A 25548-nucleotide genomic window follows, 5' to 3' on the forward strand; every position below is an offset into this window, starting at 1 on the left:
CGAGTACATACTGAAACTACTTGTGTCGAACGGTCCAGTACCCACATGAAAAGATCGCCAGTCTGAGAGCATCCTTCATCCGCGAAAGCATCTTTCGTCGGGGCGCTGGCAGTGAGGGATGGAAGAGTGGGCCAGTGCTGACGTTGTTTTGGGTGTTTGGGACCAGGGTCTGATGGGTTGTCCACAAGCGCATTTGCGTAGACCATGGGCGCCTTGGTTTTTTGCCTGCCAGAGTTCTTTGCCATGACTGCCAACACCGACGCGCGCCCGACGCCCTTCACCCGCTCGGACTACAAAACATTGGGGCTAGCAGCCCTTGGCGGTGCGCTGGAAATCTACGACTTCATCATTTTCGTATTTTTCGCGCTGACCCTCAGCCAATTGTTCTTCCCACCCGAAATGCCCGAATGGCTGCGCCTGCTGCAAAGCTTCGGGATTTTCGTTACCGGCTACCTGGCGCGTCCGTTGGGTGGAATCCTGATGGCGCATTTCGCCGATCGACTGGGGCGTAAGAAGGTTTTCAGCCTGAGCATCTTGATGATGGCGTTGCCATGTCTGCTGATCGGGATCATGCCGACCTACGCCCAGATCGGCTATTTCGCACCGCTGTTGCTGTTGGCCCTGAGGGTCCTGCAAGGCGCAGCGGTGGGCGGTGAAGTGCCGAGCGCCTGGGTGTTCGTGGCCGAGCATGCACCGGTCGGGCATCGCGGCTATGCCCTCGGTTTCCTACAGGCGGGGCTGACTTTCGGCTACTTGATCGGAGCCCTGACGGCGACATTTCTGGCTCAGACGTTCACCCCGACGGAAATCCTTGATTACGCCTGGCGCTACCCGTTTCTGCTGGGCGGTGTGTTTGGCGTCATCGGTGTGTGGCTGCGTCGCTGGCTCAGCGAAACCCCGGTATTCATGGCGATGCAGGCCCAGCGCGAGGCTACTGTAGAACTGCCGCTGCGCACGGTCCTGCGGGAGCACCGCCTGGCGATGCTGCCGGCGATGATCCTCACCTGCGTGCTGACCTCGGCCGTGGTGGTGTTCGTGGTCATTACCCCGACCATGATGCAAAAAACCTTCGGCATGACCGCCAGTCATACCTTCGCCCTGAGTGCCTTGGGCATCGTGTTTCTGAACATCGGCTGTGTTCTCGCGGGGCTGCTTGTCGATCGCATCGGCGCTTGGCGCACGGTGATGCTGTATAGCCTGCTGCTGCCTCTGGGTATTGGCGTGCTCTACACCTGCCTGATCATTGAAGGCCAGTGGCTCGGTCTGGCCTATGCAGTGGCAGGCCTCTCTTGCGGGGTCGTCGGCGCAGTGCCGTCGGTGATGGTCAGCCTGTTTCCGGCGCGGATTCGCGTCTCGGGGATTTCCTTTACCTACAACATTGCCTACGCAGCCTGGGCCAGCGTCACACCGCTGTTGTTGATCGGTCTGATGCCGTGGAGTCCGTGGATTTGTGTGATTTTCTGCGCAGTGATGGGGGCGGTGGGCATCAGCAGTGCGGCGTACTTTGGCGCGCGAATACCGCGAATTGGGCGCTGTTCGGTAGCCGGCGCGGTATAAAGGTGTTCGTGTTGCCACTATTTTTGTAGGACAACCCTGAAACACTCTTCAGAAAATATCCCCAAAGCCGATGGCTAGGCTGTATGCAGCTTTTTATCCTTGTCCATCGGTGCTTCCCATGTTCAACAAACGCTTGAAGCAGGAGCTGTCGGCTCTTCGCGAAGAACTCTCCAGCCTTCAGCAAGTCAAGGAGAGCCTGGACAGCGAGATGCTGGTCCTGACCCTTGATTCCGATGGCAGGATTCAATCGGTCAACCAGAACTTCATGGGTGAAATGCTTTACAAGGGCAACGAACTGATCGGCCGACACATCGAAGACATCGTCCCGGTTCATGTGAAGTCGGACGAATTCCACCGTCGCTTCAAGACTGCGCTGACCCGTGGCGAGCATTTTGCCGGCACGGTTCGTTTATTGCGGGGCAATGGTGCCGAAGCCTGGTTGCGGTCGATCGTGCAGCCGGTGCGCTCCGCGGATGGCCGTATCAAACACTTCTCGATTTACTCCAGCGACCTGACCCGCACCATCGAGGCGTCTCGTGAACATGAGAACCTGATCGGCGCGCTAGTGCGCTCTACGGCGGTCATCGAGTTCGACCTCAATGGCAACGTGCTGACGGCCAACGAGCGGTTTCTCAACGGCATGGGTTACAGTCTGGCGCAGGTCCAGGGCAAACATCACCGCACCTTCTGTGAGCCAGAGGAATACAACAGCCCCGAGTATCAGAACTTCTGGCGCCGCTTGAACGCCGGCGAATTTGTGGCCGATCGTTTCAAGCGTATCGATAGCCACGGTCGCGTGGTCTGGCTGGAGGCTTCCTACAACCCAGTTGTCGACGCCAACAACAAGCTCTACAAAGTGGTCAAGTTCGCTACGGTGATAACCGATCAGGTCAATCAGGAGCAGGCCGTCGCCGAAGCGGCCAACATCGCCTACAGCACCTCGTTGCAAACCGACAGCAGCGCCCAGCGCGGTACCACCGTAGTGACTCAAGCGGTGGACGTCATGCGTGACTTGGCCAAACATATGCAAACTGCTGGCGAAGGCATCGAGGCGCTGAACGAGCAATCACTGGTGATCGGCACCATCGTCAAAACCATCAGTGGCATCGCCGAACAGACCAACCTGCTGGCGCTCAACGCGGCCATCGAAGCCGCTCGCGCCGGTGAGCAGGGTCGAGGTTTTGCCGTGGTGGCTGATGAAGTCCGGCAACTGGCCTCGCGAACCAGCCAGGCGACCGACGAAATTGTCGGCGTTGTGCGCCAGAACCAGGACATGGCGCGCAACGCCGTGGCCCTGATGACCGATGGCAAACTCCAGGCCGAACAGGGGCTGGCGCTGGCAGCGGAGGCGGGCACAGTGATCGTCGAAATCCAGGACGGGGCGCAGAAAGTGGTGAACGCGGTTGGGCAGTTTGCCAATCAGTTATCGACTTGATGCCCTGAATCCAAGTGTCGGTAGCCCTAAAAAAGATCAGGCCTGCTTCACTGGCTTGATTAGGCTTTCGGCTGGTATCCCAAATAGATCATGAAGCTTCCAGATCATCGGAAGCGTCAACGCACGCTTACCGTTGAGCACTTCATAAACCCGGTTTGTCCGGCCAATGGCAGGTGCCAGATCAGCCGCGGACAGACCGGACTGCTCCATGCGAAATTTGATAGCGTCGATCGGGGTGGGCAGATCGACAGGAAACTGCTTCGATTCATAGGCCTCGATGAGGGTAATCATGATCTCGAAGTAATCGCCTTCGGGAGTGCCCGGCTCAGGCTCATTGTTGAATAGTGCAGATACGCTTTTGAGGGCTGCACGATAGTCCGCGTCGGTGTGAATCGGATGAATGTTCATGGGGTATTCCATTTCGATGGTATCAGCGTCGATCCCATCGTATTGCTTGTGGGTGCCGACAAATTTTATGTATACGGCGCCGAAACGGTAGGCCACCGCGACGACTAGCCGAAAGTCATTGCCCTTGATGTTAAACACGACTCTGCGGCTTTTGAGAATGCTGGCGGTGGCAAAATGCGCCTTGATGTCAGCAGGCGTCCTCCAGTCCGCTTTCCTTGCTTCGTCAATCCAGGCCAGGAAAGGTTGTTCTGAGTCCGGGTATCTCTCCCAAAAATTTTTCAGGTGACTGATGGCGATAATTCTCATGGCGTGATCCTAGTCCCGTGGTGGGACTTGTGCAAGTTTGTGGCGAAGTAGCCGACATGTGGGGAGTAAATTCGCCTCCTGTAATCAGGCACTCCCGATAGCTGATCTGATGAGGTGGATGAACAGACGAGATAAGAGTGGTTTCCACACTCTATCCAAGGGAGAGCAATTTGAGGGTAGGAAAAGGCTACGCGAGAGACTTGATCAGGACTCTTCACCAATAAAAAAAGGCCTACCTCCCGGTAAGCCTTTTCTTATTTCTGCGTACGACTCAATCCCCCAACGCTTCCCCCTCGCGTCGCGGATCGGCCCCGCCGGCCAACGCGGCTTTGCCCTGCGCATCCTTGACCCGAACAATCGCCTGAGTCCCGCTGGTCATGTCGATCTCGTTCACGTTGTGCCCTTTGTCCTTCAGTGCCTGAATCAGCTCTGTGCTGAACTGACCCTGTTCCAGTTCGGTCGGGCCGTTACGGCTGCCGAAATTGGGCAGGCTGATGGCCGCTTGCGGGTCGAGGTTCCAGTCGAGCAGGCCGATGGTGGATTTGACCACGTATTCGATGATCTGCGAGCCGCCGGGGGAGCCGACGGTGGCCAGGAACTCGCCGTTCTGACGGTCGAAGATCAGCGTTGGTGCCATGGACGAGCGCGGGCGTTTACCCGGTTCAACACGGTTGGCGACTTTTTGCCCGTTTTCTTCGGGGATGAACGAGAAGTCGGTCATCTGGTTGTTGAGCAGGAAACCCTGGACCATCAGGTGCGAGCCAAATGCTGCCTCCACGGTGGTGGTCATGGACACAGCGCCGCCTTGGTCATCGACCGCCACCACTTGCGAGGTGGAGATGCGCAGTGGCGAGCGGTCCGGCGCATAGGCAACCCGAATGCCCGGCGGGGTACCGGGTTTGGCCGGCCCCATGCTGCGATCGCCGATCAAGGAGGCGCGGCTGGTCAGATAAGTTGGGTCGATAAGACCTTTTACCGGCACAGGTACGAAGTCGGTGTCGGCGACATACTGCGCTCGGTCGGCGTAAGCCAGGCGCTCGGCGTCGGCGATCAGGTGCACAGCTTCTGGGGCGGGTTCGATGCCTGCCGGTTTGCTGGTCTTGAGCGGCTTGAGTGGTGCCAGGGCAAAACGCGGGTCGCGGGATTCCAATGCCTGCAAGGTGCCAAGAATTTGCGCCACGGCGATCCCGCCCGACGACGGTGGCGGCATGCCGCAAACCTGCCAGCGTTTGTAGTCGGTGCATAACGGTGCGCGTTCCTTGGCCTTGTAGCCTTGAAGATCGTTTAGCGACAGGCTGCCGGGGTTGGCGTGGCCCTGAACCTTGGCGATGATCTCTTTTGCGATTGGCCCTTTATACAGGGCATCGGGACCTTCCTTGGCGATGCGCTTGAACACTGCGGCCAGTGCCGGGTTTTTCAGCTGTGTACCGATCGCTTTCGGGCTGCCATCGGCATTCAAAAAGTAGGCGGCCATGTCCGGTGAGCGCTGTATGAACGCGTCTGCCGCGATCAACTGATGCAGTCGTGGCGAAATGGCGAAGCCTTGTTCCGCCAGTTCTATGGCGGGCTGGAACAACTTCGTCCACGGTAGGCGACCGTGTTTCTGATGGGCCAGCTCTAGCGCCCGCAATACACCCGGCGTCCCCACCGAGCGCCCGCCGATCTGTGCCTGGGTGAATGGCATCGGTTTGCCGTCGGTTTGCAGGAACAGTTTCTCGGTGGCGCCGGCCGGAGCGGTTTCGCGCCCGTCATAGGTGCGTACAGCCTTGCCATCCCACAGCACAATCAACGCGCCACCGCCGATACCCGATGATTGCGGTTCGACCAGCGTCAACACCGCTTGCATGGCAATGGCCGCATCAATCGCCGAGCCGCCCTGACGCAGCATCTCCCGCCCGGCTTCGGCTGCCAGCGGGTTGGCCGCTGCGGCCATGTGTTTCGAGGCATGCCGGGTCTGCAGGTCGGTGCGATAACCGGAGGCGATTTCTGGCGCGACCGGCAGAGTAGAGACTGGCGGCGAAGAGGGCAGGGTATTACACGCGGCGAGGGTTAAAGCGGTGGCGATCAGCGAAAAAGCTGACAGGCGATAGCGACTCAAGTGGAAGGCTGAGAACACGCGGGGCACTCCGTCCATGGGATAAAATGTCCGGGGACTTTATCGGCCTGGGAGACGCGACGCAAATCAGGTCCGCTGTCCTGAAACAATGCCACTTTTCTCGAGGCATAAAAAAACGGCCTACCTTTCGGTAAGCCGTTTTTAGTACTTGGTGGCTACACAGGGACTTGAACCCCGGACCCCAGCATTATGAATGCTATGCTCTAACCAACTGAGCTATGTAGCCAAGTGGCGCGCATTATTCACCTGGAACGAAGATGCGTCAAGCGTAAATTTAAAATATTTCTCCACACTTTCAACCGCTTATCCCGCAGGCCCGAAAAATCGGGCCAGCGGATGGCGTCAACCGAGCTGAAATCTGCCGGTATTCGCACTCAAGGCCTTGCTGCCCTGACTCAAGGTGTCCGCAGCCAGGTTCACCGCCCGTGCGCCTTCAAGCAAGCGTACCGCCGCCTGATCGACTTGCTGGATGTTGCCGCTGACTTCATCGGCGGTGCTCGCTTGCTCTTCGACAGCGGTGGCGATCTGCGCCAGGGTGTCGGTGACGCTCTGCACCGCGCTGGCGATTTCCCCCAGGCGCTCGCCGAGGCCCGTGACGGCTTGCGCGTCCGATTGTGCCTGGCCGCAAGCGGCTTCCATCAGGCTTACCGCTTCATTGACGGTGCTGCGCAAACTGTCGACGGTACCGGCGATTTGCGCAGTGGAGGACTGGGTGCGTTGCGACAGGCTGCGCACTTCATCGGCCACTACGGCAAAACCACGACCTTGCTCGCCGGCCCGTGCGGCCTCGATGGCGGCGTTGAGGGCCAGCAGGTTGGTCTGCTCGGCGACGCCGCGAATGGTATCGACCACCAACTGAATTTGCTGTCCTTGCTCGCTGACCCGACCCAATGCCGCCGCGGTGTCGTTCAAACGCTGATTGAGCTGCTGAATACTCGCTGTCGTGCGTTGGCTGTCTCGGCTGCTGTCGGCGGCGATGCGCTGGGTGTGCTGAGCGCTGCCTGAGGCCTGTTCGCAACTCTGGGCGACCCCTTGCGAGGTCGCCGCCAATTGTGTGGCTGCAGCGGCGATCTGACTGATCTGCAACTGCTGAGCCTCGACTTCGCCTAGTGCGCCGCTGGAGTGATCGTTGAGCGCGCGCACCGCGTTGCTCAGTTGCAGGGTTTCGTGATCGACCCCCAACAGACTGTTGCGCAGTTGCACCACAGCAACATTCAAGGCGGTGCTGATCGCCGCCAGTTCGTCGCGGCCCTGCACCGGTACTTGCAAGCTCAGGTTGCCGTCACGCAGTGCTTCGGCCAGGAGTGTGATGCCACTGGCGCTGCGACGGATCGAGGCCTGTAAACAGATAAACAGGTACAGCGCGGCCAGCAGCAGGCAACCAAAAATTGTCGCCACCAGAATGAACTGGCGAATGGCCGAGCCGTGGTAATAATCCAGTCGTTGATCCAGGGAAACCAACGATTGCTGGCGCAACTTGGCGAGGTCGCCAAGGAGGGCGTCGAGGCTGCGTTCAAAGTCTTCCGGCTTGAGGTTGATGCTGCCGCCGAAGACGCCCTCGTCCAGCACTTTCAAACCGGCGTCCAGGTGCTTGAGGCTGTCGTGGTATTGCCCGGCCCAGGTTTGCAGGGCGTTGGGCAGGCGTGTTTCCAGCAGGCCAGCCGTTTTAGCAAGCTGCTCCCGCGCATCGCCGATGCGACTGCGCAAGTCCCGCAGTTGCAGGCGGCTTTGCAGGGTGAACTGCCCGGATACCACTGAGGCCTGCCCGACCGCGGCGAGACGCCCGACCCGTTCGATCAGATCCGGTGCGTGTTGAGTGGAAATCTGCGTCAGCAGCCAGGTTTCGAGCCACGGTGCGAGGGTCAGGCGAGTGTCCATGGCGATTTGTTCGCGCAAGGCTTGCAGAGCACTCAAGGCATGGGTGAAGCGATCGTAACCGTCTGGCCACCAACCGACGTTGCTCAGGCTTTTCGAGTCCAGGCCGGTGAGGGCGGTTTGCAGAGCCTGATAGCGGGTGAGGGTTTGGCCCTCGGCGCCTTCGGTTTTCAGGGTATTGCCCAAGTCCGTAATGGCTTGAGCGACGGCCGGCTGAACCGCGTCGAACGCTGCCATCGCCGCGATGGTTGCGGGTGTCGGTTGGCGATTGGTTTCGGTGGCGCGCCAACGAGCTGCGCGGTCACGCTGGGCGGCGAGCAGGTTGTCGAGCGCATCGAGGGCGAGCAATTGCCGAACCCCGGCGCGTTCGCCAGAGATCAGGCTCAACTTGTCACGATGGTCCTGGCCGATCATCCACAGGCTGCCCGCGAGTGGCAGGATAAACAGCAGAAACAGCAGCTGAAATTTGCGCGCGAAGCCGAATCGCCCCAGCAGCCCGATCCCCGGTGATAAAAAAGCCTGCATGCCCCATGACTCCTCTGGACACCACGCCCCATTGGCGTGCATCGAGGTCATTGCGACCGCGACTTGTGCCCTTCTAAAAGGCCTCGAAAGTTCACCTTGGTCCGCTCTGTCGGCCGACTCTGTAGCGAAACTTCCCATTCTCGGTTCCCTTTGTAAGGGGCCGCGTTGAAGCAGACAAACAAGGCAAGATTCAGACCATGGCTTTGCGCTATCACCTTCTTTTTTTGAAGTCGTTAGCAGGCTAAGGGGATGGCGCAACCGCACCGAAAAATGGCACATTGACCGACCTGCCAGTGCGCACCCATCCGCAGTACGGAAACTCTCATGGCCATCAGCAACGTTCAGTCCGCCGCGACGTCGGCGCCCGCCACTTCACAAAACAGTCCGCTGGTCATGCGCATCATCGGCGCGGTGGCGCTGGCGCATTTGATCAACGACCTGATTCAGGCGGTATTGCCGTCGATCTATCCGATGCTCAAGGCCAGCTATGGCCTGACCTTCACCCAGATCGGCCTGATCACCCTGACTTTTCAACTGACGGCCTCGCTGTTGCAACCATGGGTCGGTTACCACACTGATCGTCATCCCAAACCCTGGCTGTTGCCGGCCGGTACCGTCTGCACATTGATCGGCATTCTGATGATGTCTGTGGTCGGAAGTTTTCCGATGATTCTGCTGGCGGCGGGGTTGATCGGTGTCGGTTCATCGACCTTTCACCCGGAAGCTTCTCGGGTGGCGCGATTGGCTTCGGGTGGGCGTTTCGGCTTGGCGCAGTCGACGTTTCAGGTGGGCGGTAATGCGGGCTCGGCTTTCGGGCCGTTGCTGGCGGCGGCGATCATCATTCCCTACGGTCAGGGTCATGTGGCCTGGTTCGGATTGTTCGCGCTGTTTGCGCTGTTCGTGCTGTATCGGATCAGTCGCTGGTACGCCAACCATCTGAATCTGTTCAAGCTCAAACAAGGTCAGGCAGCGACTCACGGCCTGTCGAAACGACGGGTGATCAGCGCACTGGTAGTGCTCGGGCTTCTGGTGTTTTCCAAGTACTTCTACATGGCCAGCCTGACCAGTTACTTCACGTTCTACCTGATTGAAAAATTCGACCTGTCGGTGGCCAGCTCGCAGCTGCATCTGTTCCTGTTTCTCGGTGCAGTAGCGGCTGGGACCTTCTTCGGCGGGCCGATCGGCGACAAGATCGGGCGCAAGGCGGTAATTTGGTTCTCGATCCTTGGCGTCGCACCGTTCACGCTGCTGCTGCCCCATGTGGACCTGTTCTGGACCAGCATCCTGAGCGTGGTGATCGGATTCATCCTCGCCTCGGCGTTCTCGGCCATTGTGGTGTATGCCCAGGAGCTGGTGCCAGGGAACGTCGGAATGATTGCCGGGGTGTTCTTCGGACTGATGTTCGGTTTCGGCGGGATTGGCGCGGCATTGCTTGGGCATCTGGCGGATGTCCACGGCATCGAGTACGTGTACTTCCTGTGTTCGTTCTTGCCGTTGTTTGGGGTGTTGGCGATCTTCTTGCCAAGAACCCGAAAAGTCTGAGGCGGACCGGCAAAGTCAGCCGTTTCGATAGATATAGCTATACGCGTTAATCGCTGGTACCCCGCCAAGATGTGCATAAAGTACCTTCGACCCCGTCGGGAAAAAACCCTGGCAGACGAGATCAATGAGGCCTTGCATGGATTTTCCCTCGTAGACCGGGTCCGTCATCATGCCTTCCATGCGAGCGCACAATCGGATGGCTGCGTTGGTTTCTTCTGATGGAATGCCGTAGGCCGGATAGGCGTAGTCTTCTTTAAGGACAACATCGTCAGCGGTGATTTCCTGGCCAAGCCCAACAAGCTGCGCCGTATGCTGAGCGATTGCCAATACTTGTGCCCTGGTTTGCTCAGGCGTGGCAGAGGCGTCAATACCAATCACATTGCGAGCACGACCATCCTTGGCGAACCCCACCAGCATGCCCGCATGGGTGGAGCCAGTCACCGTGCAGACTATGATGTAATCAAATTTGATCCCCATCCTGGCTTCTTGCTCGCGTACTTCTTCGGCGAAGCCGACATAGCCGAGACCTCCATATTTGTGCATGGACGCACCGGCGGGAATAGCATAGGGTTTGCCTCCTTTGGCCTTGACGTCCTCCAGCGCCCGCTCCCAGCTCTCGCGGATACCGATATCGAAACCTTCGTCGACGAATTCAATCTCCGCTCCCAGCACGCGGCTCATCAGAATATTCCCAACCCGGTCGTAGACTGCATCCGGGAATGGAACCCAGCTTTCTTGAACGAGACGGCACTTCATACCGAGTTTAGCCGCGACAGCTGCGACCTGGCGCGTGTGGTTCGACTGGACACCACCGATGGACACTAACGTGTCTGCCTGCGAAGCGATTGCATCGGGAATGATGTATTCCAGCTTTCGGATCTTGTTGCCGCCAAACGCAAGTCCAGAGTTGCAGTCCTCACGTTTGGCATAGAGTTCGATATTGCCACCGAGACAGGCCGATAGACGATTCAGTTTCTCGATCGGCGTTGGGCCAAACATGAGTGGATAGCGCTCGAATGTCTCCAGCATGACGGTTCCCCTGATCACGGATAAGCCGTTTTTTCAGTCTAGCAGAGCGCCTGTGTGAGAACGCGTGTCGCAGGGGGGCGATCTGCGGTGAAACTCACTGCTTGCGAGGAAGGGTCTGTACCCGATGTCGAGTTTCAACGGGGCTGTGTATGACTTTACTTTCACGGTAGCTGCGTTGCTCTCGGTACGTTGTGCGGCCTACGGGTGGACACCTACCACGTATCTTCAACAGTCTGGACGAAGTTGAAAAAGAGCCCTATCAACTGCGCGGGCGATTGTGCTGGAGCATAGTGGCGAACTGGCGGTGCACAGGCTTGAAGGCGGTGGATTGGAGGCGTGGGTGGTGGCCGATGCAGGGCGTGTAACACCACGCACATTGAAGGCCCTAAGGGACTTCACGCAGATACTGCAAGGCCTTTCAGGGCTGACTCAAACGAGTCAGGCTATGGGGTTACTTACAGGCTCAGGCACTGCTGTTGCGGAAGCTGCCGGGTGTGATGCCGACTACTTTTTTGAAGGCCCGGGTCATGTGGCTTTGATCGAAGAAGCCGCAAGCGAACGACGCTTCTGCGAGGCTGGACCCGGTGCGCAGCATTTTTTGGACCTGGGCGATTCTTTTCTGGATTTGATAGCTGTGGGGGGAGACGCCAACGCTTTTTTTGAACACCCGGATCAGGTAAAGAGGGTCAAGATTCACCAGTTGTGCCAGGTCTTCCAGAGACAGATGTTTGTCGAACTCGTCTTCGAGCTTCTTCTTGATCTTTTGCACTGCATGCTGCTCAACCGCATTGACTGGTTCGATGGGCGCTCCGCTGCGCTCGAAGAGCTGCGTCATCAGATCCAGCAGGATAGTTTCCCGTTCAAGGCTGGAGGGGGATTTTTCAATGATTTGATGTTGATGCAAAAAGGTCCGGGCGAAGTCGGGGGCCTGGCTCAGAGCTGTTTGAAAAAGATGAATATGATCGTCTGAAAAACGCCCTTGAAACACCATCCGATTGACCCATTCGGGGTCGATATAGAGCATTCGATACATCCAGCCCTCATCATGGCCTGGCAAGCCGTCGTGGATCTCCCCGGGGGTAATGGTGACCACACTGCCAGCGCCCCCCATGTAGTAACTGCCGCGATAAAAAAGCTTTTCAACACCGCTACTTATAACGCCGATAGCGTACCGGTCATGTGAGTGTCGGCCGAAAGATTGAGTGCTGTAACGCGCAGATAGCAATTCACAGTCGCCTTCGGGTATACGCCAGAATTGAACAAAGTCCTTGTTTTGTTGAGGGGCTTTGTTATGGCGACTCTCGTCCATGGATTGTCCAGTTTTGTGCAATACGTATGAAAAAAAGGTCGCTAAATTTAGCACCTATTTCACAACACAAGCTAGGGGATGCGATGTCTACAAAACTGGTAGTTGGGGATTTTAATAAGTCTTCATGGTCATTTCGTGCGTGGCTGGTTCTTGTGACAGCGGATGTTGCATTTGAAACCCTTCAGATCAAACTGGAACAAAGCGACACGCGCGAGCGCATCCTGGAGCACTCGCCTTCCGGTAAAGTACCGGCGCTGCTGCTTGATGATGTTGTCATCAACGACAGCCTGGCCATCAGCGAATACATTGCCGGCACATATCCGACCGCCAACCTTTGGCCTCAAGATTCACGGATCAGGGCCCAGGCACGAGCTGCTGCGGCAGAGATGCACTCCGGTTTCACCCATCTGCGCACGCAGATGTCGTTTGGCCTGAACACCGGTGACATCCCGGAAAGCCTGACCGCCGAGACCCGAGAGGAAATCATGCGGGTGTTCGCAATCTGGAAGCAGCTCCGTGAGGTGAGCGGTTCAACACAGTTCCTCTGTGGTGACTTTGGCATTGTTGATGCGATGTTTGTTCCGGTGGTGTTCCGCTTCCGTCGTTATGGGATTGCCATCCCTGAACAACTGCAGGGTTATGTCGAAAACATTCTGGGTTATGCGCCGGTACAACAATGGTTGAAGTTGGCCGCGCAAGAAGTTTAAAGAGTTGTGTTGCGGCTAACTATTAAATCCAATTAAGAATTAGTTGTATTTTTTGACGCGTGGCAGAAAAGACCTTTGGGGCTTTTCTACTTTGTCGAGTCCGGTGTTTGTTGCCTGGGGGAGTTGTGAGTGTTCATAAAGTTAATGCCGGTCTTTATCAATGAGGTTTCTCATGTCGACTAATAACAATCGGGCAATCATTGAATTGACCATCGGCGGACTGATGCTCAGTCTGTCTGCTCTAGCCGTCGCTTTCGCCCATATCGGCGCGGGTGGCGCAGGATTCTATCGGATGGTGTTCGCCTCGATCCTGTTCTTCCTGCTGCTCAAGGTGCGCAAAACACCGGTGCTGCTCAAAACCGCCAAGGCGCAGCTGTACACCGCGTTGGCTGGGGTGTTTTTGGCCATTGACCTGGTGCTTTGGCACCAGAGCATCTATATCGTCGGCCCGGGCATCGGGTCGATCCTGACCAACTGTCAGGTGTTCTTCATGACCCTGTTGGGGTTGTACCTGTTGAAGGAAAAACCTTCGATCTACTTCCTGGTATCCATTACCTTGGCTTTTGTCGGGCTCTATCTGTTGTTGCTACCCGAGATGACCAGTGCGGTAGGGATCAAGGGCGTGGTGTATGGCGTGCTGTCGGGGCTGGCGTATGCCATCTGCGTGTACTTCCTGAAGATCAACACCCAGTTGCCTGACGGCGGGGGTGACAAGATCGCACAGATGCTCAATTTGAGTCTTTGGGCGGCACTGGTTCTGCTGACATACGCGCTGGCAACTGGGGAAAGCTTGGCCATCGTGGATGGGCAAACCTTGCTGATGTTGATCATATACGGGGTACTGGTGCAGTTTGTCGGCTGGTTGTTGGTCAACCGTTCGATTGGAGCCATCAGCCTGGGGTTGGCCGGTCTGATCCTGCTACTGGAGCCGGTGATCACGTATTTCATTGATGTCACCTTTCTCGGCAAGGCCAGCTCCACGCTGCAGATTTGTGGCGCGCTGCTGACTATCTTTGCGGTTTACATTGGCTCAATCAAACCGCCTGAGAAAGCGCACCCTTTACCCGAAGCGACCTGATAGAAGGTGTATCACGGCGGTATCGTGAATGACGGGCTGCCATGACCAGTGAGTTGGTGATTACGCCTGAATTGCTGGCGGAGCTGGATAGACTGGCGTAGCGCTAGAGGATAATAGGGACAGCTTCACTTTCGCTCCCAAAACGTCCGTTCTGACCCATTTTCAGTCTGTCGCGACCGACTGAAACTGACTGGACCCAGCCATTTATCCCTGATTCGGCAACAGTGTTTGTCCCTCCGACCGATTTTTCCCGCCGCCGTCATTCCATAGCATCGTCCTCAAGCCGCCAGCAATCGTGCTGAAGCGGCCCACTCAACGAGACGGTGAACAACATGAACACGATGAAAATGGCGATGGTGTTATTGCTTGGTAGCCTGGGCGCGCAGGCCTATGCGGATACGGTGCCGACGACAAACCTTCCGGTCGAAACCTATGACTACTCGACGAATCTCGATATCGAGCATGTGATTTCGATCACTGAGCCGGCGAATGAGTGCGCACCGGTGCCGGTTCAGATGACCTATGAAGATTCCCATGGTCAGCGGCATGTCCTGCAATATCAAATAATGGGCACTGGCTGTTCCAGTTGATTCGGTGCGGAGGATGGAGGGTCGACACTCCATATCTGCTGTACTCAGTCTTTTCTTGCTCCAGCAACGTGCTCATCCGATGCCAGCAATTGCGGGATCGATAGCTTGAGAAAATCCACCCAGGTTTTGGTCTTCGCATCGACGAACTTGCGCGACGGATAGATCGCGAACAGGTTCAACTCCTCCAGCCGGTACTCCGGCAACACCCGCACCAACGTCCCCGCCCGCAGGCCATCCACGGCCGATGCTATCGGCTGAATGCCGATTCCCATACCTTTTCTGATCGCAATGGTCATGCCGTCGGCGGTATTGATATGGAAGGGCGACAAGGGAATGGTAATGGTCTCCATGCCATGCGGGCCTTCGAACGTCCAGTTCTCTACTGGCATGACCGTATTGACGATCCGCAGGCACTCATGTTCACCGAGGTCGCTGGGTGAGTCGGGCCTGCCGCGTTTTTCCAGGTAGGCCGGCGACGCGCAGAGGATGCTGTAAGTGATGCCCAGACGCTGAGCAACGAAGCCTGAATCAGGCAGTTCGCGGGCCAGTACGATGGACATGTCGTAGCCTTCTTCGAGCAGGTCCGGCACGCGGTTGGTCAGGGTCAGGTCGAACATCACCGTGGGGTGAATCTCCCGGTAGCGGGCGATGGCGTCGATCACATAGTGGTTGCCGATGGCCGACATTGCGTGGATTTTCAAACGACCCACGGGCAGGGTCTGCGCGGTGCCGGCTTCCTCGTCGGCCTCGCGGACGTCATCGAGGATGCGTTCGCAGCGTTGCAGGTAACGTACGCCGGCTTCGGTCAGGGCGAGGCGGCGGGTAGTGCGGTTGATAAGGCGTGTGTGCAGACGGGCTTCAAGGGCGGAAACGGCTTTGGAGACGTTGGTCGTGGTGGTGTCGAGCAACTCGGCGGCCGCAGTGAAACTGCCACTCTGAGCGACGGCGACGAAGAAACGCATGCTCTGGAAAACGTCCATTGGTTGTTCACCTTATGGGGGACGGTGTCTGGGAGTCGGTGCTCACCTTCAATGGCAGCCCCTCACCCTAACCCTCTGGGGAGGGCTTCAATCTGCATCACGCCACAAGCTTCAAGCCGGACGCCTCGGAATAAACCCGGGCACCCCGGTTTCCACCACCGAATTGAAGCGGATCCGCGTGCTGATGTCTTCCTTGATCTCACGCATCGCCCGCTGCGCCAATGTCGCGATATCAAAGTTCTCCTGAATATGGCTCGGCGTTGCCGACGTCGTCAGGAATGCCGTGCCACGTTGCACCGCCCACGCCAGTGCCACTTGCGCCGGGGTCTTCTGCACATGCCGGGCGATGCCGGTCAGCACTGCCTCTTCAAGCACATTCGGCTCCATCCCGTGCCCCAGTGGCGCGAAGGCCAAAAGGATGATGCCGTGCTGTTGGCAGAACTCGAGCATTTCCCATTCCGGCAGGTACGGGTGCGACTCAATCTGCACTACGGCCGGTTTGATCCGTGCCGCCGCAACAATCTCTTTCAGCGCCTCCAGGGAGATGTCCGACAAACCGATGGATTTGCAGCGGCCTTCATCCACCAGGCTTTCCAGCGCACGCCAGGTATCGAGCAAGGTGATCTCGCCATCGTATATAACGTGGCCGAACACGTCCCGCGGGTCCTGATCGTCACCTGGCTGGAAAGCGAATGGCGTGTGGATCAGGTAGCAATCGATGTAGTCGGTTTGCAGCCGTTGGCAGCTTGCTTCGAATGCAGGCTTGACCCGCTCGGGCCGGTGATTGGTGTTCCACAGCTTGGTGGTGATGAACACGTCTTCGCGGCGAATGTGGCCGGCGGCGAAGACCTGCTGGAACGCCACGCCGATCTGCGCTTCATTACGATAACGCTCGGCGCAGTCGAAGTGGCGAAAACCCACCTCCAACGCGCATTTGACCGCGTCAGTGGTCGTGCTCAGATCGCGGAACAAGGTGCCGAAGCCAACGGCCGGCATTGCGCCTGCGCCGTTGTTGAGCGGCCAGCGGGTGTCGCGAAGCTCATCGTGAAAGGCTTCGTAGGTCATGGTTTTTCTCCAGTGTCGTTGGTTACAGCGGTGTTTGCTCGTTGCCTGCACACGCGGCGAGTTTTTGCTCGAAGACACCGACGGAATTGCCGCCCAGCGCCACGAACAGTTGCACCGTGTCGAGATAACGCGCGGTCTTCACGTGAATCTGCCCAAGCAGCGCCTGCTCGTACGCACGCTCGGCCTCGAGCACTTGCAGGACGCTGTTTTCGCCTTGGGCGTAAGCCTGTTGGTTGAGCCGGAAACTGCTGTCGGCGGCGCGCAACGCATCATCCTGCGCGAGGTATTGCTCGGCGCCGTGATGGATCGCCTGCAAGGTGTCCGCGACCTGGCCGAACGACTGAATCACCGTCTGCTGATAGCGTGCGAGCGAGGCGTTGTAGCCATCGACTGCTGCCTGACGCTCGGCCTTGAGTGTGCCGCCATTGAAGATCGGTGCGGTCAGTCCGGCAGCAAAACCCCACAGTGCGGCGCCGCCATTGCCGGAGGCAGCTTGAGCCAGCGAGGCCGACAGTTCGATCCGCGGATAGAGATTGGCCGTGGCCACACCTATGGCCGCGCTAGCCATGTGCAGTTCGGCTTCGGCCTGCAAGATGTCCGGACGGGTGCGGGCCATTTCCGAGGGCAGGCTCACCGGCAGACTCGTCGGCAAGGTAAACTCGTCGAGGGTGAAGTCCGGCGCGATCCAGTCGGCCGGGCCTTTGCCTGCGAGAATCGACAACGCATGTCGCGCCGCATCGCGCTGCTGGGCGAGCGGCGGCAGCAGGGTGTGATCCTGCGCGAGCCGGGTTTCGGCCAGCGACACATCGATGCGCGTCGTGGTGCCGCTCTGTTGTGCGCGCTGCACCAGATCAAGGTTTTTTGTGTCATTGGCCAGCAGCGTTTGCACAGCCTCGATCTGCGCGTTGGCCGAGGCGAGCAGCAACGCCTGTCGGGTCACTTCACCGGTCAACGTGAGGTAGGCCGCTTCGTAGCGATGCTTGTGTAAATCGGCCAACGCCTGTTGGCCTTCGACTTCGCGTTTGATGCCGCCGAACGCATCCAGATCGAATGCGACCCGTGGTCCGATGGCATAGACATTGGCATTGCTCGGCTCCGGCCCATTGTGGGTCCGTTGCCGACCGCCCGCCGCGGCGAAATCCACTTGCGGGTACCGCGCACCTTCCGCCGCCGCAACGGAGGCGGCGGCCTGGCGCAGAGTCGCGTCCGCCGCGACCAGTTCGAGGTTGCCGTCGATGGCGCGGCGCATCAGCTGATCGAGTTTCGGTGAGCGCAGCGCTGTCCACCAATCGCCGTGAATGCGTTGGCCCATATCGAAGCGTTGATCGCCGGACGATTGTTCGGCTTGCTCATCATAGTGCTGCGACGAACCGGCGGCGGGGTGTTGAAAATCGGGTCCGACGGTGCAGGCCGAGAGCATTACCAACATGGCCAATGCACTGAAGGCGCTGGGGATTGCAGAGTGAGTGAAGCGCGTAGACGTTTTCATTTTGCAGACTCCACGAAGATCAGTTGGCCGCAGCAGGTTTGCGCAGCAACAACACCAGCGGACTCACCACGAGCATCGCCAGCATCAGAATCTTGAACTGGCCCATCACCGCGACGAACGCGGCCTGATGGGTCACCAGGTGGTTCAAACCTTCCAGCGCCGGTAGCGACGTCGGCAGCGTCACGTGATAGGGCGTCAGTTGGCTGACCAGCGCCACGTGCATCGCCTGGGTGTTGTTGAAGAAAAAGATCTGCACCACCGCCACACCAAGGGTGCTGCCGTAGACCCGCATCAGGTTGAAAAGGCCGGTGGCTTCCGGGCGCAATGCAGGGTTGATCGTGCTGAAAGCGACCTTGCTCAACGCCGGCATCAGCATGCCGAGGCCGACCCCCTGGATGAACCCGGTCAGCGCCACGGGTGTCCAGTCCATCAACGGCGAGTAGCCGAGCATCAGCCAGTTGGCGTAGACCACCAGGGCAATGCCAGCGGCGATTACCACACGGGTGTCGATCCACAGCGGCACACGGCCCATCAACAGGAACGCGCCTACCAAGCCAATGCCGCGTGGAATGGTCAGGAACCCGGTGGTGTCCGGTGGGTAGCCGAGGATCTCGTCGAGCATCGGTGAGGTCAGCGCCATGGTCGACAGCAGTACAAAGCCGAGGGCGAAGAACATCACCGTCGACAGCACGAAGTTGCGGTCAGCGAGCAAAGCCTTGCTGACAAAGTGCACCTTGGCGGTCAACCGATGCACGGCGAACAGGTACAGCCCGAGCACGCAGGCCAGCGCTTCGATCCAGATTTCCACCGAGTCGAACCAGTCCAGGCGTTCGCCACGGTCGAGGAGCATCTGCAGGCCGATCATGCCGAGGGTGAAGGTGCCGAAACCGAAGAAATCGAACGGCGGACGCTGATCGGCTTTTTTCTCCGCGAGCAGCAACGCCACCACCATGAAGATGTACCCCGTCAACGGCAGGCTGAGGTAGAACATCGGCCGCCAGTCGAAGTACTCGCAGATCAAGCCGCCAATGCCCGGGCCGCTGACGATGCCGAACAGCACCAGCGCCGTCCATTTCGCCCCGAACGCAGGACGCTTTTCCGCAGGCAGCGTTTCCAGGGTAATCGCCATCGACAGCGGTGCCAGTACACCGCTGGCCAAGCCTTGCAGAATGCGCGCGGCGATGAACTCCAGCGGCGTGCTCGCTAACGTGCCGAGCCACAGGCTGAGCGCAAACAACACCAGCGCAATCTGATAAACCCGCTTCAATCCGAAGGATGCGGCGAGCCACTGGGCAATCGGCAAGGTGATCGCGCTGGCGGCCAGATAAGCCGTGAAAATCCACCCGGCCTGATCGTCGGTCATCGACAGGCTGCCTTGTATCAAGCGCAGGGCAGCATTGGGCAGCGGCAGGTTCACCGATTGCAGGTAGGTCGCCAGCAGAGCGACGAAGCGCAACGCGCGCAGATCGGCAGCCTTGGTGTGAGAGATGGTGTTCATCACGAGTTACCCGCGCTGAGCAATGACTTGAGCGGATACCACCACGGCGTACGGTGCCCGGTGTCGACCTGAACTGTGGCGCTGGTGCCGGAGAACAGCGGCAGGGCCGGGTCGGCGTCGTCGAGTTCGAGACGCACCGGCACCCGCTGCACCACCTTCACCCAGTTGCCGGTCGCATTCTCTGGCGGCAGCAGGGCAAAGTCGGCCCCGGCGCCGGGGCTCATGCTGATTACATGAGCCTTGAACGGCCGATCCGGGTAGGTATCGAGGGTGATCGTCGCGGTCTGGCCGGGGCGCATATGCGTGACCTGGGTTTCGCGGAAGTTGGCTTCGACCCAGATCTCGCGATCGGAAATCAACGCGAACGCGGCGCTGCCGTTGTTGACGTAATTGCCGACCTGCAAGTCGTCGACCTTGGCGACGATGCCGTCGGCCGGCGCGGTCACCGTGGCGTAGGACAGATAGAGTTGCGCTTCGTCGAGCTGGGCCTTGGCTTCGCGCACGGTCGGGTGACGGTCGATGGCGATGTCCGGATCGCCGTTGAGAGCGACCACGGTGCTGGCGATCTGTTGCTCGATCGAAGCGATGCGTTGGCGCGAGACTTTCAGGTCGGTCTCGGCGCGCTCATAGGCAGCCCGCGAGACGAACTCGGTGGCAATCAGCGCTTTCTTGCGGGCGAACTCTTTCTGATCGTATTCCGCCGACGCCCGCGCCGATTGCAGTTCGGCCTGTTGCTGGCGATAGCTGGCCTTGAGGCCATCGATGCGCAGGCGAGCGTTGCCCTGCTGGGCTTCGGCGCGGTCGACAGCAATCTGAAACGGCTGCGCGTCGATGCGAAACAGCACTTGTCCCTTGCGCACGGGTTGGTTGTCGTCAACGGCGATCTCGACCACTTGCCCGGAAACCCGCGCATTGATCGACGACTTGGCCACGCGGGCATAGGCGTTGTCGGTGGACACGAAAGGCTCGTTCGCCCTGTATTGGCTGTAACCGATGACGGCGAACAGCGCGGGCAGGCCAGCCATCAGCAGTGGCCGCAGCTTTTGCTTGAGCGGCTTTTTCGGCGGTGTGTCTGCCAGATCCCGGATCGGCTGGGCGCTGGCGTGTTCTGCGGTGAGATCAATTGGCTTGGTCATGATCTGCTCTATCCAAGGTGCTGAAGCCAAAACGGGACATCGGGCCGAACCGGGCAATCGCCTGTGGCCGCGACGTGATTAATTGCTGCGAGAAATCAAATCCGTACGCGGTGGGGGAGGATCGCTCCGTACCGCTGTTTCGTCGTTGCCACACCCGATTCGAGCTGCACTACAACAAAGCTGCTGACCAAGGAATTTCTGGTTCCTTAATTTTGTGCGATGGTGTAAGAATATGAGCGACTTCTACTCCTTGCAAGGAATTTGTACGGCATGGCACAAAATAAAACGACAGAAGGAAAAGGCCGCGGCCGACCTCGCGCGTATGACCCGCAGACAGCGCTGCAACAGGCCCTCGGCGTGTTCTGGAACACCGGCTACTCCGGCGCTTCGCTGGACAGCATCGCCACGGCGGCGGGAATGAACCGACCAAGCCTGTACGCTGCGTTCGGCGATAAACACGCGCTCTACATCAAGGCGCTCGATCAATACTGGGACACCGCGCATACCGCCATGCAGGCAGCATTGACCGACAACAGCCTGACCCTGGCGCAGGCGCTGACCGGTTTTTATGAAGGGCAATTGGCGATCTACTTCTCGGGCGACGGACAGCCCCGTGGCTGCTTTGCCATCGGCACGGCGACCACCGAGGCTGTCGAAGACCCGGAAATCCGCAATGTGCTGTCGGCCAGGCTCAGCCAGTTGGATGCTGACCTTGAAGCGCGCCTGCAAACGGCGATCGAGGCCGGCGAACTGAAACCTGATAGCGACCTGGCCGCGCTGGCGGTGATCGCCTCTTCGCTGCTGCACAGCATTTCGATCCGCGCCCGGGCGGGCAAGTCCCGTGAAGCGCTGGCCGCGATCGTGCGTAACGCCGTCATCGTCATCTGCGGCTGAGCGCCGCCATGAACGGCCTCGACGATATTCTCGCGGAAGATCTGTCAGTGGTCTTTTGCGGCATCAATCCCGGCCTGCTTGCGGCGGAGCAGGGGCATCATTTTGCCGGGCGCAGCAATCGGTTCTGGCGCACGCTGCATCTGGCCGGGTTCACGGCCGAAGAAATACGCCCGGAAAACGACCGCTCAATTCTTCAGTACAAGTGCGGATTGACGGCGGTGGTAGCACGGCCAACCGCGCGGGCGGATCAAGTGTCGGCACAGGAATTCGTCGCCGCCGCGGCCGATTTCGAGCAGAAGATTGCCCGCTACAATCCACGCCATATGGCGTTTCTCGGCAAAGCGGCTTATTCGGGACTGTCCGGGCAGAAGATCATTGCGTGGGGGCTTCAGCCCGAGACCTTCGGCAATGCGGTCGTCTGGGTGCTGCCCAACCCCAGCGGGCGCAATCTGGCGTTTACCCTGGAACAATTGGTGACGGCGTATCAGCAGCTATCACGGGCTACTGGTTTTCAAACAGGCTGAGTGTCAGCCTCGACACGCGCCGAGAGCTTCGAAGCTCGAAACGGTAGCGCCACGCTTTTGAGCCGTTGGGTTTGACCTCTAGGTGCAGCCCTTTTCCGTCGGTGAGCTTGTAGGGCTTGTCCTTCAACAACCCAGATCACAATGGAGGAAGATGGTGATCCCAAGACGCAAAAATCCCCGTATCAGCGAGTGATTACGGGGATTTTCAGTCTATCGAGGTCCGTGTAAATCCACGGTCACCGTTACACGTTAAAACGGAAGTGCATCACGTCGCCGTCTTTAACGATGTAGTCCTTGCCTTCCAGACGCCATTTACCGGCTTCTTTGGTGCCGGCTTCGCCCTTGTACTGAATGAAGTCGTCGTAGGCGATGACTTCGGCGCGGATGAAGCCTTTTTCGAAGTCGGTGTGGATCACGCCAGCGGCTTGTGGTGCGGTGGCACCGACGCGGACGGTCCAGGCGCGGACTTCTTCGACACCGGCGGTAAAGTAGGTCTGCAGGTGCAGCATTTCGTAGCCAGCGCGGATTACGCGGTTCAGGCCAGGCTCTTCGAGGCCCAGGGCTTCGAGGAACATGTCTTTCTCTTCACCGTCTTCCAGTTCGGCGATTTCGGCTTCGATCTTGTTGCAGACCGGAACCACCATGGCGCCTTCTTCTTCGGCGATGGCTTTGACGATGTCCAGCAGCGGGTTGTTCTCGAAACCGTCTTCAGCAACGTTGGCGATGTACATGACCGGCTTGGTGGTCAGCAGATGGAAGCCACGAATCACCGCTTTGTCGTCGGCGCCCATGTTCTTCATCAGCGTGCGCGCTGGCTTGCCGAGGGTGAAGTGAGCGATCAACTGCTCCAGCAGGCCTTTCTGGACTACGGCGTCCTTGTCACCACCTTTGGCGTTACGGGCGACTTTCTGCAGTTGCTTCTCGCAACTGTCGAGGTCGGCGAAGATCAGTTCCAGGTCGATGATCTCGATGTCGCGTTTCGGGTCGACGCTGTTGGAGACGTGAATCACGTTCTCGTCTTCGAAGCAGCGGACCACGTGAGCGATGGCATCGGTCTCGCGGATGTTGGCGAGGAACTTGTTGCCCAGGCCTTCACCTTTCGAGGCGCCGGCAACCAGGCCGGCGATGTCGACGAATTCCATGGTGGTCGGCAGGATGCGCTTTGGATTGACGATGGCTGCCAGGGCTTCCAGACGCGGATCCGGCATCGGCACGATGCCGGTGTTCGGCTCGATCGTGCAGAAGGGGAAGTTCTCGGCCGCGATCCCGGATTTGGTCAGGGCGTTGAACAGGGTGGACTTGCCGACGTTAGGCAGGCCGACGATGCCGCAATTGAATCCCATGGTGTTTCCCCGAGGAGTTAGAGTCAGGCCTTCTGGCTGTGCAGGTTTTTCATCGCGCGGTTCCATTCCCCGGCGAGGATATCCGGCAGCACGCCGAGGGCAAAGTCGATGCTGGCATCGAGTTTTTCCTGTTCGGCGCGTGGCGCACGACCCAGGACGAAATTTGAAACCATACTGGCAACGCCCGGGTGGCCAATGCCAAGCCGCAAGCGGTGAAAGGTATTCTGATTGCCCAGTTGCGCGATGATGTCGCGCAACCCGTTGTGACCGCCATGGCCGCCGCCCTGTTTGAGCTTGGCAACGCCCGGAGGTAGATCGAGTTCGTCATGCGCCACCAGGATTTCTTCAGGCTTGATGCGGAAGAAGCCGGCAAGTGCCGCGACGGCCTGGCCGCTGCGGTTCATGTAGGTGGTGGGAATCAGCAGACGAACATCCTGACCTTGATGCGAATAGCGCCCGGTCAGGCCGAAATATTTGCGATCGGCCACAAGGTTGACGCCCTGTGCTTGTGCGATGCGCTCAACAAAAAGGGCCCCTGCGTTATGCCGGGTCTGTTCGTATTCAGCGCCTGGATTTCCCAGGCCAACGATCAGTTTGATGGCAGTCACGATAGGGGCCCTTCCTTGAAGTGATGGATAACATCGCCGCGATCAGGGGGTGCGGCGAAAGTGGACGACAAGTGCTCATTTACCATTATGTAAACTCCGCGTTCTCGCCCGCTTTCTCGCTACGCTCTAGTCCGCGATGTTCCGGTCACTCCGGCGAACAGAGTGAAATTACTCTGCTGCGCCTTCAGTAGCTTCTGGAGCAACACGTGGAGCGTGAACGTTGGCAACAGCCAGGTCGTTACCGTGAGCCAGAGCAACAAACTCAACGCCTTTAGGGGCTTTGAGGTCAGACAGGTGAATGATCGCGCCGACTTCGGCATCAGCCAGGTCAACTTCGATGAATTCAGGCAGGTCTTTCGGCAGGCACGAAACTTCGATTTCAGAAACAACGTGCGAGATTTCGCCGCCTTTCTTGATCGGAGCAGCTTCATTGATGAAGTGCACTGGAACGATAGCGGTCAGTTTCTGGCCGGCAACTACGCGTACGAAGTCAGCGTGCATCACGTGGCCTTTGGCCGGGTGACGCTGCAGAGCTTTGATGATTACGTTTTGCTTGGTGCCGCCAACGTTCAGCTCGATGATGTGGCTGTAAGCCGCTTCGTTTTCGAGCAGTTTGGCAACTTCTTTAGCCAGCATGCTGATGGATTCAGGGGCTTTTTCGCCACCGTAAACTACAGCTGGAACCAGGCTTGCGAGACGACGCAGGCGGCGGCTCGCACCTTTCCCCAGGTCGGAACGCACTTCAGCATTCAGAGTAAAATCGTTCATGTTGTATCTCCAAAATAACCACATTCGCCCCAGCGTTTGCGACCAGCGCTAAAGACGATATGGGCAAAAAAGCCCCGCCCCGACAGGAATGCCGGGGCGGGGCGCTTTTCGTCAACGAGATGTAATGAAAAGGGCAGGGCCCTTAACGGAACATCGCGCTGATCGATTCTTCATTGCTGATGCGGCGGACCGCCTCGGCAACTACCGGCGCGATATCCAGTTGACGGATACGCGCACAGGCTTGTGCTGCAGCGGACAGCGGGATGGTATTTGTTACCACCAGCTCGTCCAGCACGGAATTTTCAATGTTTTCGATCGCCCGACCCGACAGCACAGGGTGCGTGCAGTAGGCGAAAACCTTGGCAGCGCCATGCTCTTTCAAGGCCTTGGCCGCGTGGCACAGAGTGCCGGCGGTATCGACCATGTCATCGACCAGAATACAGGTACGCCCTTCGACATCACCGATGATATGCATCACTTCAGAGTGATTGGCTTTCTCACGGCGTTTGTCGATGATCCCGAGATCCACGCCCAGGGATTTGGCAACAGCCCGTGCACGCACGACGCCACCAATGTCCGGGGACACGATCATCAGGTTTTCGAAGCGCTGATCTTCAATGTCATCCACCAGTACCGGGGAGCCGTAGATGTTATCTACCGGAATATCGAAGGTCCATCGGCGCCTATCCGGCGGCGGTGGTCGCCGGCGCCTTGAGCTTCAGCGATGCGCTGCATCTGGTCAGCCTGCGCGGTGAGTTGATGCAGC

The 25548-nt window shown here is 58.6% G+C and carries 20 protein-coding genes, 1 tRNA gene and 6 pseudogenes; 10 read left to right on the forward strand and 17 right to left on the reverse strand.

The features are described from left to right. The first annotated feature begins 243 nt into the window (after positions 1–243). From ACQKPC_RS26490 to ACQKPC_RS26500, 3 genes and pseudogenes are all read left to right on the forward strand, one after another. Complete coding sequence (locus tag ACQKPC_RS26490; RefSeq protein WP_427627464.1) at positions 244–1557, forward strand: MFS transporter; 1314 nt, start codon at positions 244–246, stop codon at positions 1555–1557. A 208-nt stretch (positions 1558–1765) separates the two neighbouring features. Beyond that, a pseudogene (locus tag ACQKPC_RS26495) lies at positions 1766–2452 on the forward strand (PAS domain-containing protein); the annotation flags it as partial. Positions 2453–2560: 108 nt separating this feature from the next. Next, a pseudogene (locus ACQKPC_RS26500) lies at positions 2561–2992 on the forward strand (methyl-accepting chemotaxis protein); the annotation flags it as partial. 36 nt (positions 2993–3028) lie between these two features. Here ACQKPC_RS26500 and ACQKPC_RS26505 read toward each other — a convergent pair. The 5 genes and pseudogenes from ACQKPC_RS26505 to ACQKPC_RS26525 form a co-directional block, all read right to left on the reverse strand. After that, a complete protein-coding gene (locus ACQKPC_RS26505) occupies positions 3029–3400 on the reverse strand; it encodes a helix-turn-helix domain-containing protein (RefSeq protein WP_427627498.1) in 372 nt (123 codons plus the stop codon). A gap of 6 nt (positions 3401–3406) precedes the next feature. Next, positions 3407–3706: pseudogene (locus ACQKPC_RS26510) on the reverse strand (type II toxin-antitoxin system HigB family toxin); the annotation flags it as partial. A 271-nt stretch (positions 3707–3977) separates the two neighbouring features. Next, positions 3978–5822 (reverse strand): gamma-glutamyltransferase, encoded by a 1845-nt coding sequence (gene ggt, locus ACQKPC_RS26515; protein WP_427627466.1) that lies wholly within the window; start codon positions 5820–5822, stop codon positions 3978–3980. 149 nt (positions 5823–5971) lie between these two features. Further along, positions 5972–6048, reverse strand: a tRNA-Met gene (locus ACQKPC_RS26520). A 116-nt stretch (positions 6049–6164) separates the two neighbouring features. Next, positions 6165–8222, reverse strand: a complete 2058-nt coding sequence (locus ACQKPC_RS26525; protein WP_427627468.1) for a methyl-accepting chemotaxis protein — start codon at positions 8220–8222, stop codon at positions 6165–6167. Between the two features lie 324 nt (positions 8223–8546). Here ACQKPC_RS26525 and ACQKPC_RS26530 point away from each other — a divergent pair, with 324 nt between their 5' ends. Next, positions 8547–9764: an MFS transporter gene (locus tag ACQKPC_RS26530; protein WP_427627470.1), complete on the forward strand. Its 1218-nt coding sequence runs from the start codon at positions 8547–8549 to the stop codon at positions 9762–9764. Positions 9765–9779: 15 nt separating this feature from the next. On the opposite strand, the gene ACQKPC_RS26535 is transcribed toward ACQKPC_RS26530, so the two are convergent. Continuing rightward, positions 9780–10793 (reverse strand): 1-aminocyclopropane-1-carboxylate deaminase, encoded by a 1014-nt coding sequence (locus tag ACQKPC_RS26535; RefSeq protein WP_427627471.1) that lies wholly within the window; start codon positions 10791–10793, stop codon positions 9780–9782. 463 nt (positions 10794–11256) lie between these two features. Continuing rightward, complete coding sequence (locus ACQKPC_RS26540) at positions 11257–12102, reverse strand: helix-turn-helix domain-containing protein (RefSeq protein WP_427627473.1); 846 nt, start codon at positions 12100–12102, stop codon at positions 11257–11259. An 83-nt stretch (positions 12103–12185) separates the two neighbouring features. Between ACQKPC_RS26540 and ACQKPC_RS26545 the strand changes: the two genes are divergently transcribed. The 3 genes from ACQKPC_RS26545 to ACQKPC_RS26555 all read left to right on the forward strand — a co-directional run bounded on the left by ACQKPC_RS26545 (position 12186) and on the right by ACQKPC_RS26555 (position 14477). Next, positions 12186–12809, forward strand: coding sequence for a glutathione S-transferase family protein (locus tag ACQKPC_RS26545; RefSeq protein ID WP_427627475.1), 624 nt, complete (start codon positions 12186–12188; stop codon positions 12807–12809). A 172-nt stretch (positions 12810–12981) separates the two neighbouring features. Beyond that, a complete protein-coding gene (locus ACQKPC_RS26550) occupies positions 12982–13887 on the forward strand; it encodes a DMT family transporter (RefSeq protein WP_427627477.1) in 906 nt (301 codons plus the stop codon). 332 nt (positions 13888–14219) lie between these two features. Further along, positions 14220–14477, forward strand: coding sequence for a DUF2790 domain-containing protein (locus ACQKPC_RS26555; protein ID WP_427627479.1), 258 nt, complete (start codon positions 14220–14222; stop codon positions 14475–14477). Positions 14478–14521: 44 nt separating this feature from the next. Here the strand turns inward: ACQKPC_RS26555 and ACQKPC_RS26560 are convergent, their stop codons facing one another. From ACQKPC_RS26560 to ACQKPC_RS26580, 5 genes are all read right to left on the reverse strand, one after another. Further along, a complete protein-coding gene (locus ACQKPC_RS26560) occupies positions 14522–15457 on the reverse strand; it encodes a LysR family transcriptional regulator (protein ID WP_427627481.1) in 936 nt (311 codons plus the stop codon). A gap of 111 nt (positions 15458–15568) precedes the next feature. Then, complete coding sequence (locus tag ACQKPC_RS26565) at positions 15569–16522, reverse strand: aldo/keto reductase (RefSeq protein WP_427627483.1); 954 nt, start codon at positions 16520–16522, stop codon at positions 15569–15571. 22 nt (positions 16523–16544) lie between these two features. Beyond that, a complete protein-coding gene (locus tag ACQKPC_RS26570) occupies positions 16545–18011 on the reverse strand; it encodes an efflux transporter outer membrane subunit (protein ID WP_427627485.1) in 1467 nt (488 codons plus the stop codon). A gap of 19 nt (positions 18012–18030) precedes the next feature. Next, positions 18031–19509: a DHA2 family efflux MFS transporter permease subunit gene (locus ACQKPC_RS26575; protein ID WP_427627487.1), complete on the reverse strand. Its 1479-nt coding sequence runs from the start codon at positions 19507–19509 to the stop codon at positions 18031–18033. Further along, on the reverse strand, positions 19509–20645 hold the full coding sequence (locus tag ACQKPC_RS26580; RefSeq protein ID WP_427627489.1) for an HlyD family secretion protein: 1137 nt from the start codon (positions 20643–20645) through the stop codon (positions 19509–19511). Before ACQKPC_RS26580 ends, ACQKPC_RS26575 begins: the two co-directional genes overlap by 1 nt. Before the next feature lie 270 nt (positions 20646–20915). On the opposite strand from ACQKPC_RS26580, the gene ACQKPC_RS26585 reads away from it, so the two are divergent. Both ACQKPC_RS26585 and mug read left to right on the forward strand, forming a co-directional pair. Then, positions 20916–21539: a TetR/AcrR family transcriptional regulator gene (locus tag ACQKPC_RS26585; protein WP_427627491.1), complete on the forward strand. Its 624-nt coding sequence runs from the start codon at positions 20916–20918 to the stop codon at positions 21537–21539. Between the two features lie 8 nt (positions 21540–21547). Further along, on the forward strand, positions 21548–22063 hold the full coding sequence (mug, locus tag ACQKPC_RS26590; protein WP_427627493.1) for a G/U mismatch-specific DNA glycosylase: 516 nt from the start codon (positions 21548–21550) through the stop codon (positions 22061–22063). Positions 22064–22082: 19 nt separating this feature from the next. Here mug and ACQKPC_RS26595 read toward each other — a convergent pair. From ACQKPC_RS26595 to prs, 5 genes and pseudogenes are all read right to left on the reverse strand, one after another. After that, positions 22083–22193, reverse strand: a pseudogene (locus ACQKPC_RS26595) (Arm DNA-binding domain-containing protein); the annotation flags it as partial. A gap of 112 nt (positions 22194–22305) precedes the next feature. Further along, entirely contained in the window at positions 22306–23406 is a 1101-nt protein-coding gene (gene ychF / locus ACQKPC_RS26600; protein WP_008011955.1) for a redox-regulated ATPase YchF, read from the reverse strand. A gap of 23 nt (positions 23407–23429) precedes the next feature. Next, positions 23430–24014 (reverse strand): aminoacyl-tRNA hydrolase, encoded by a 585-nt coding sequence (pth, locus tag ACQKPC_RS26605; protein WP_008074178.1) that lies wholly within the window; start codon positions 24012–24014, stop codon positions 23430–23432. A 168-nt stretch (positions 24015–24182) separates the two neighbouring features. Next, positions 24183–24782, reverse strand: a complete 600-nt coding sequence (locus ACQKPC_RS26610) for a 50S ribosomal protein L25/general stress protein Ctc (RefSeq protein ID WP_427627500.1) — start codon at positions 24780–24782, stop codon at positions 24183–24185. 142 nt (positions 24783–24924) lie between these two features. Next, positions 24925–25455: pseudogene (gene prs, locus ACQKPC_RS26615) on the reverse strand (ribose-phosphate diphosphokinase); the annotation flags it as partial. On the opposite strand from prs, the pseudogene ACQKPC_RS26620 reads away from it, so the two are divergent. Next, positions 25455–25548 (forward strand): annotated as a pseudogene (locus ACQKPC_RS26620) (malonate decarboxylase subunit epsilon); the annotation flags it as partial. The pseudogenes prs and ACQKPC_RS26620 sit on opposite strands and share 1 nt — an antisense overlap.

Origin of the sequence: Pseudomonas sp. NPDC089918 (assembly GCF_050280605.1) — a bacterium.
Classification (GTDB): Bacteria; Pseudomonadota; Gammaproteobacteria; order Pseudomonadales; family Pseudomonadaceae; genus Aquipseudomonas.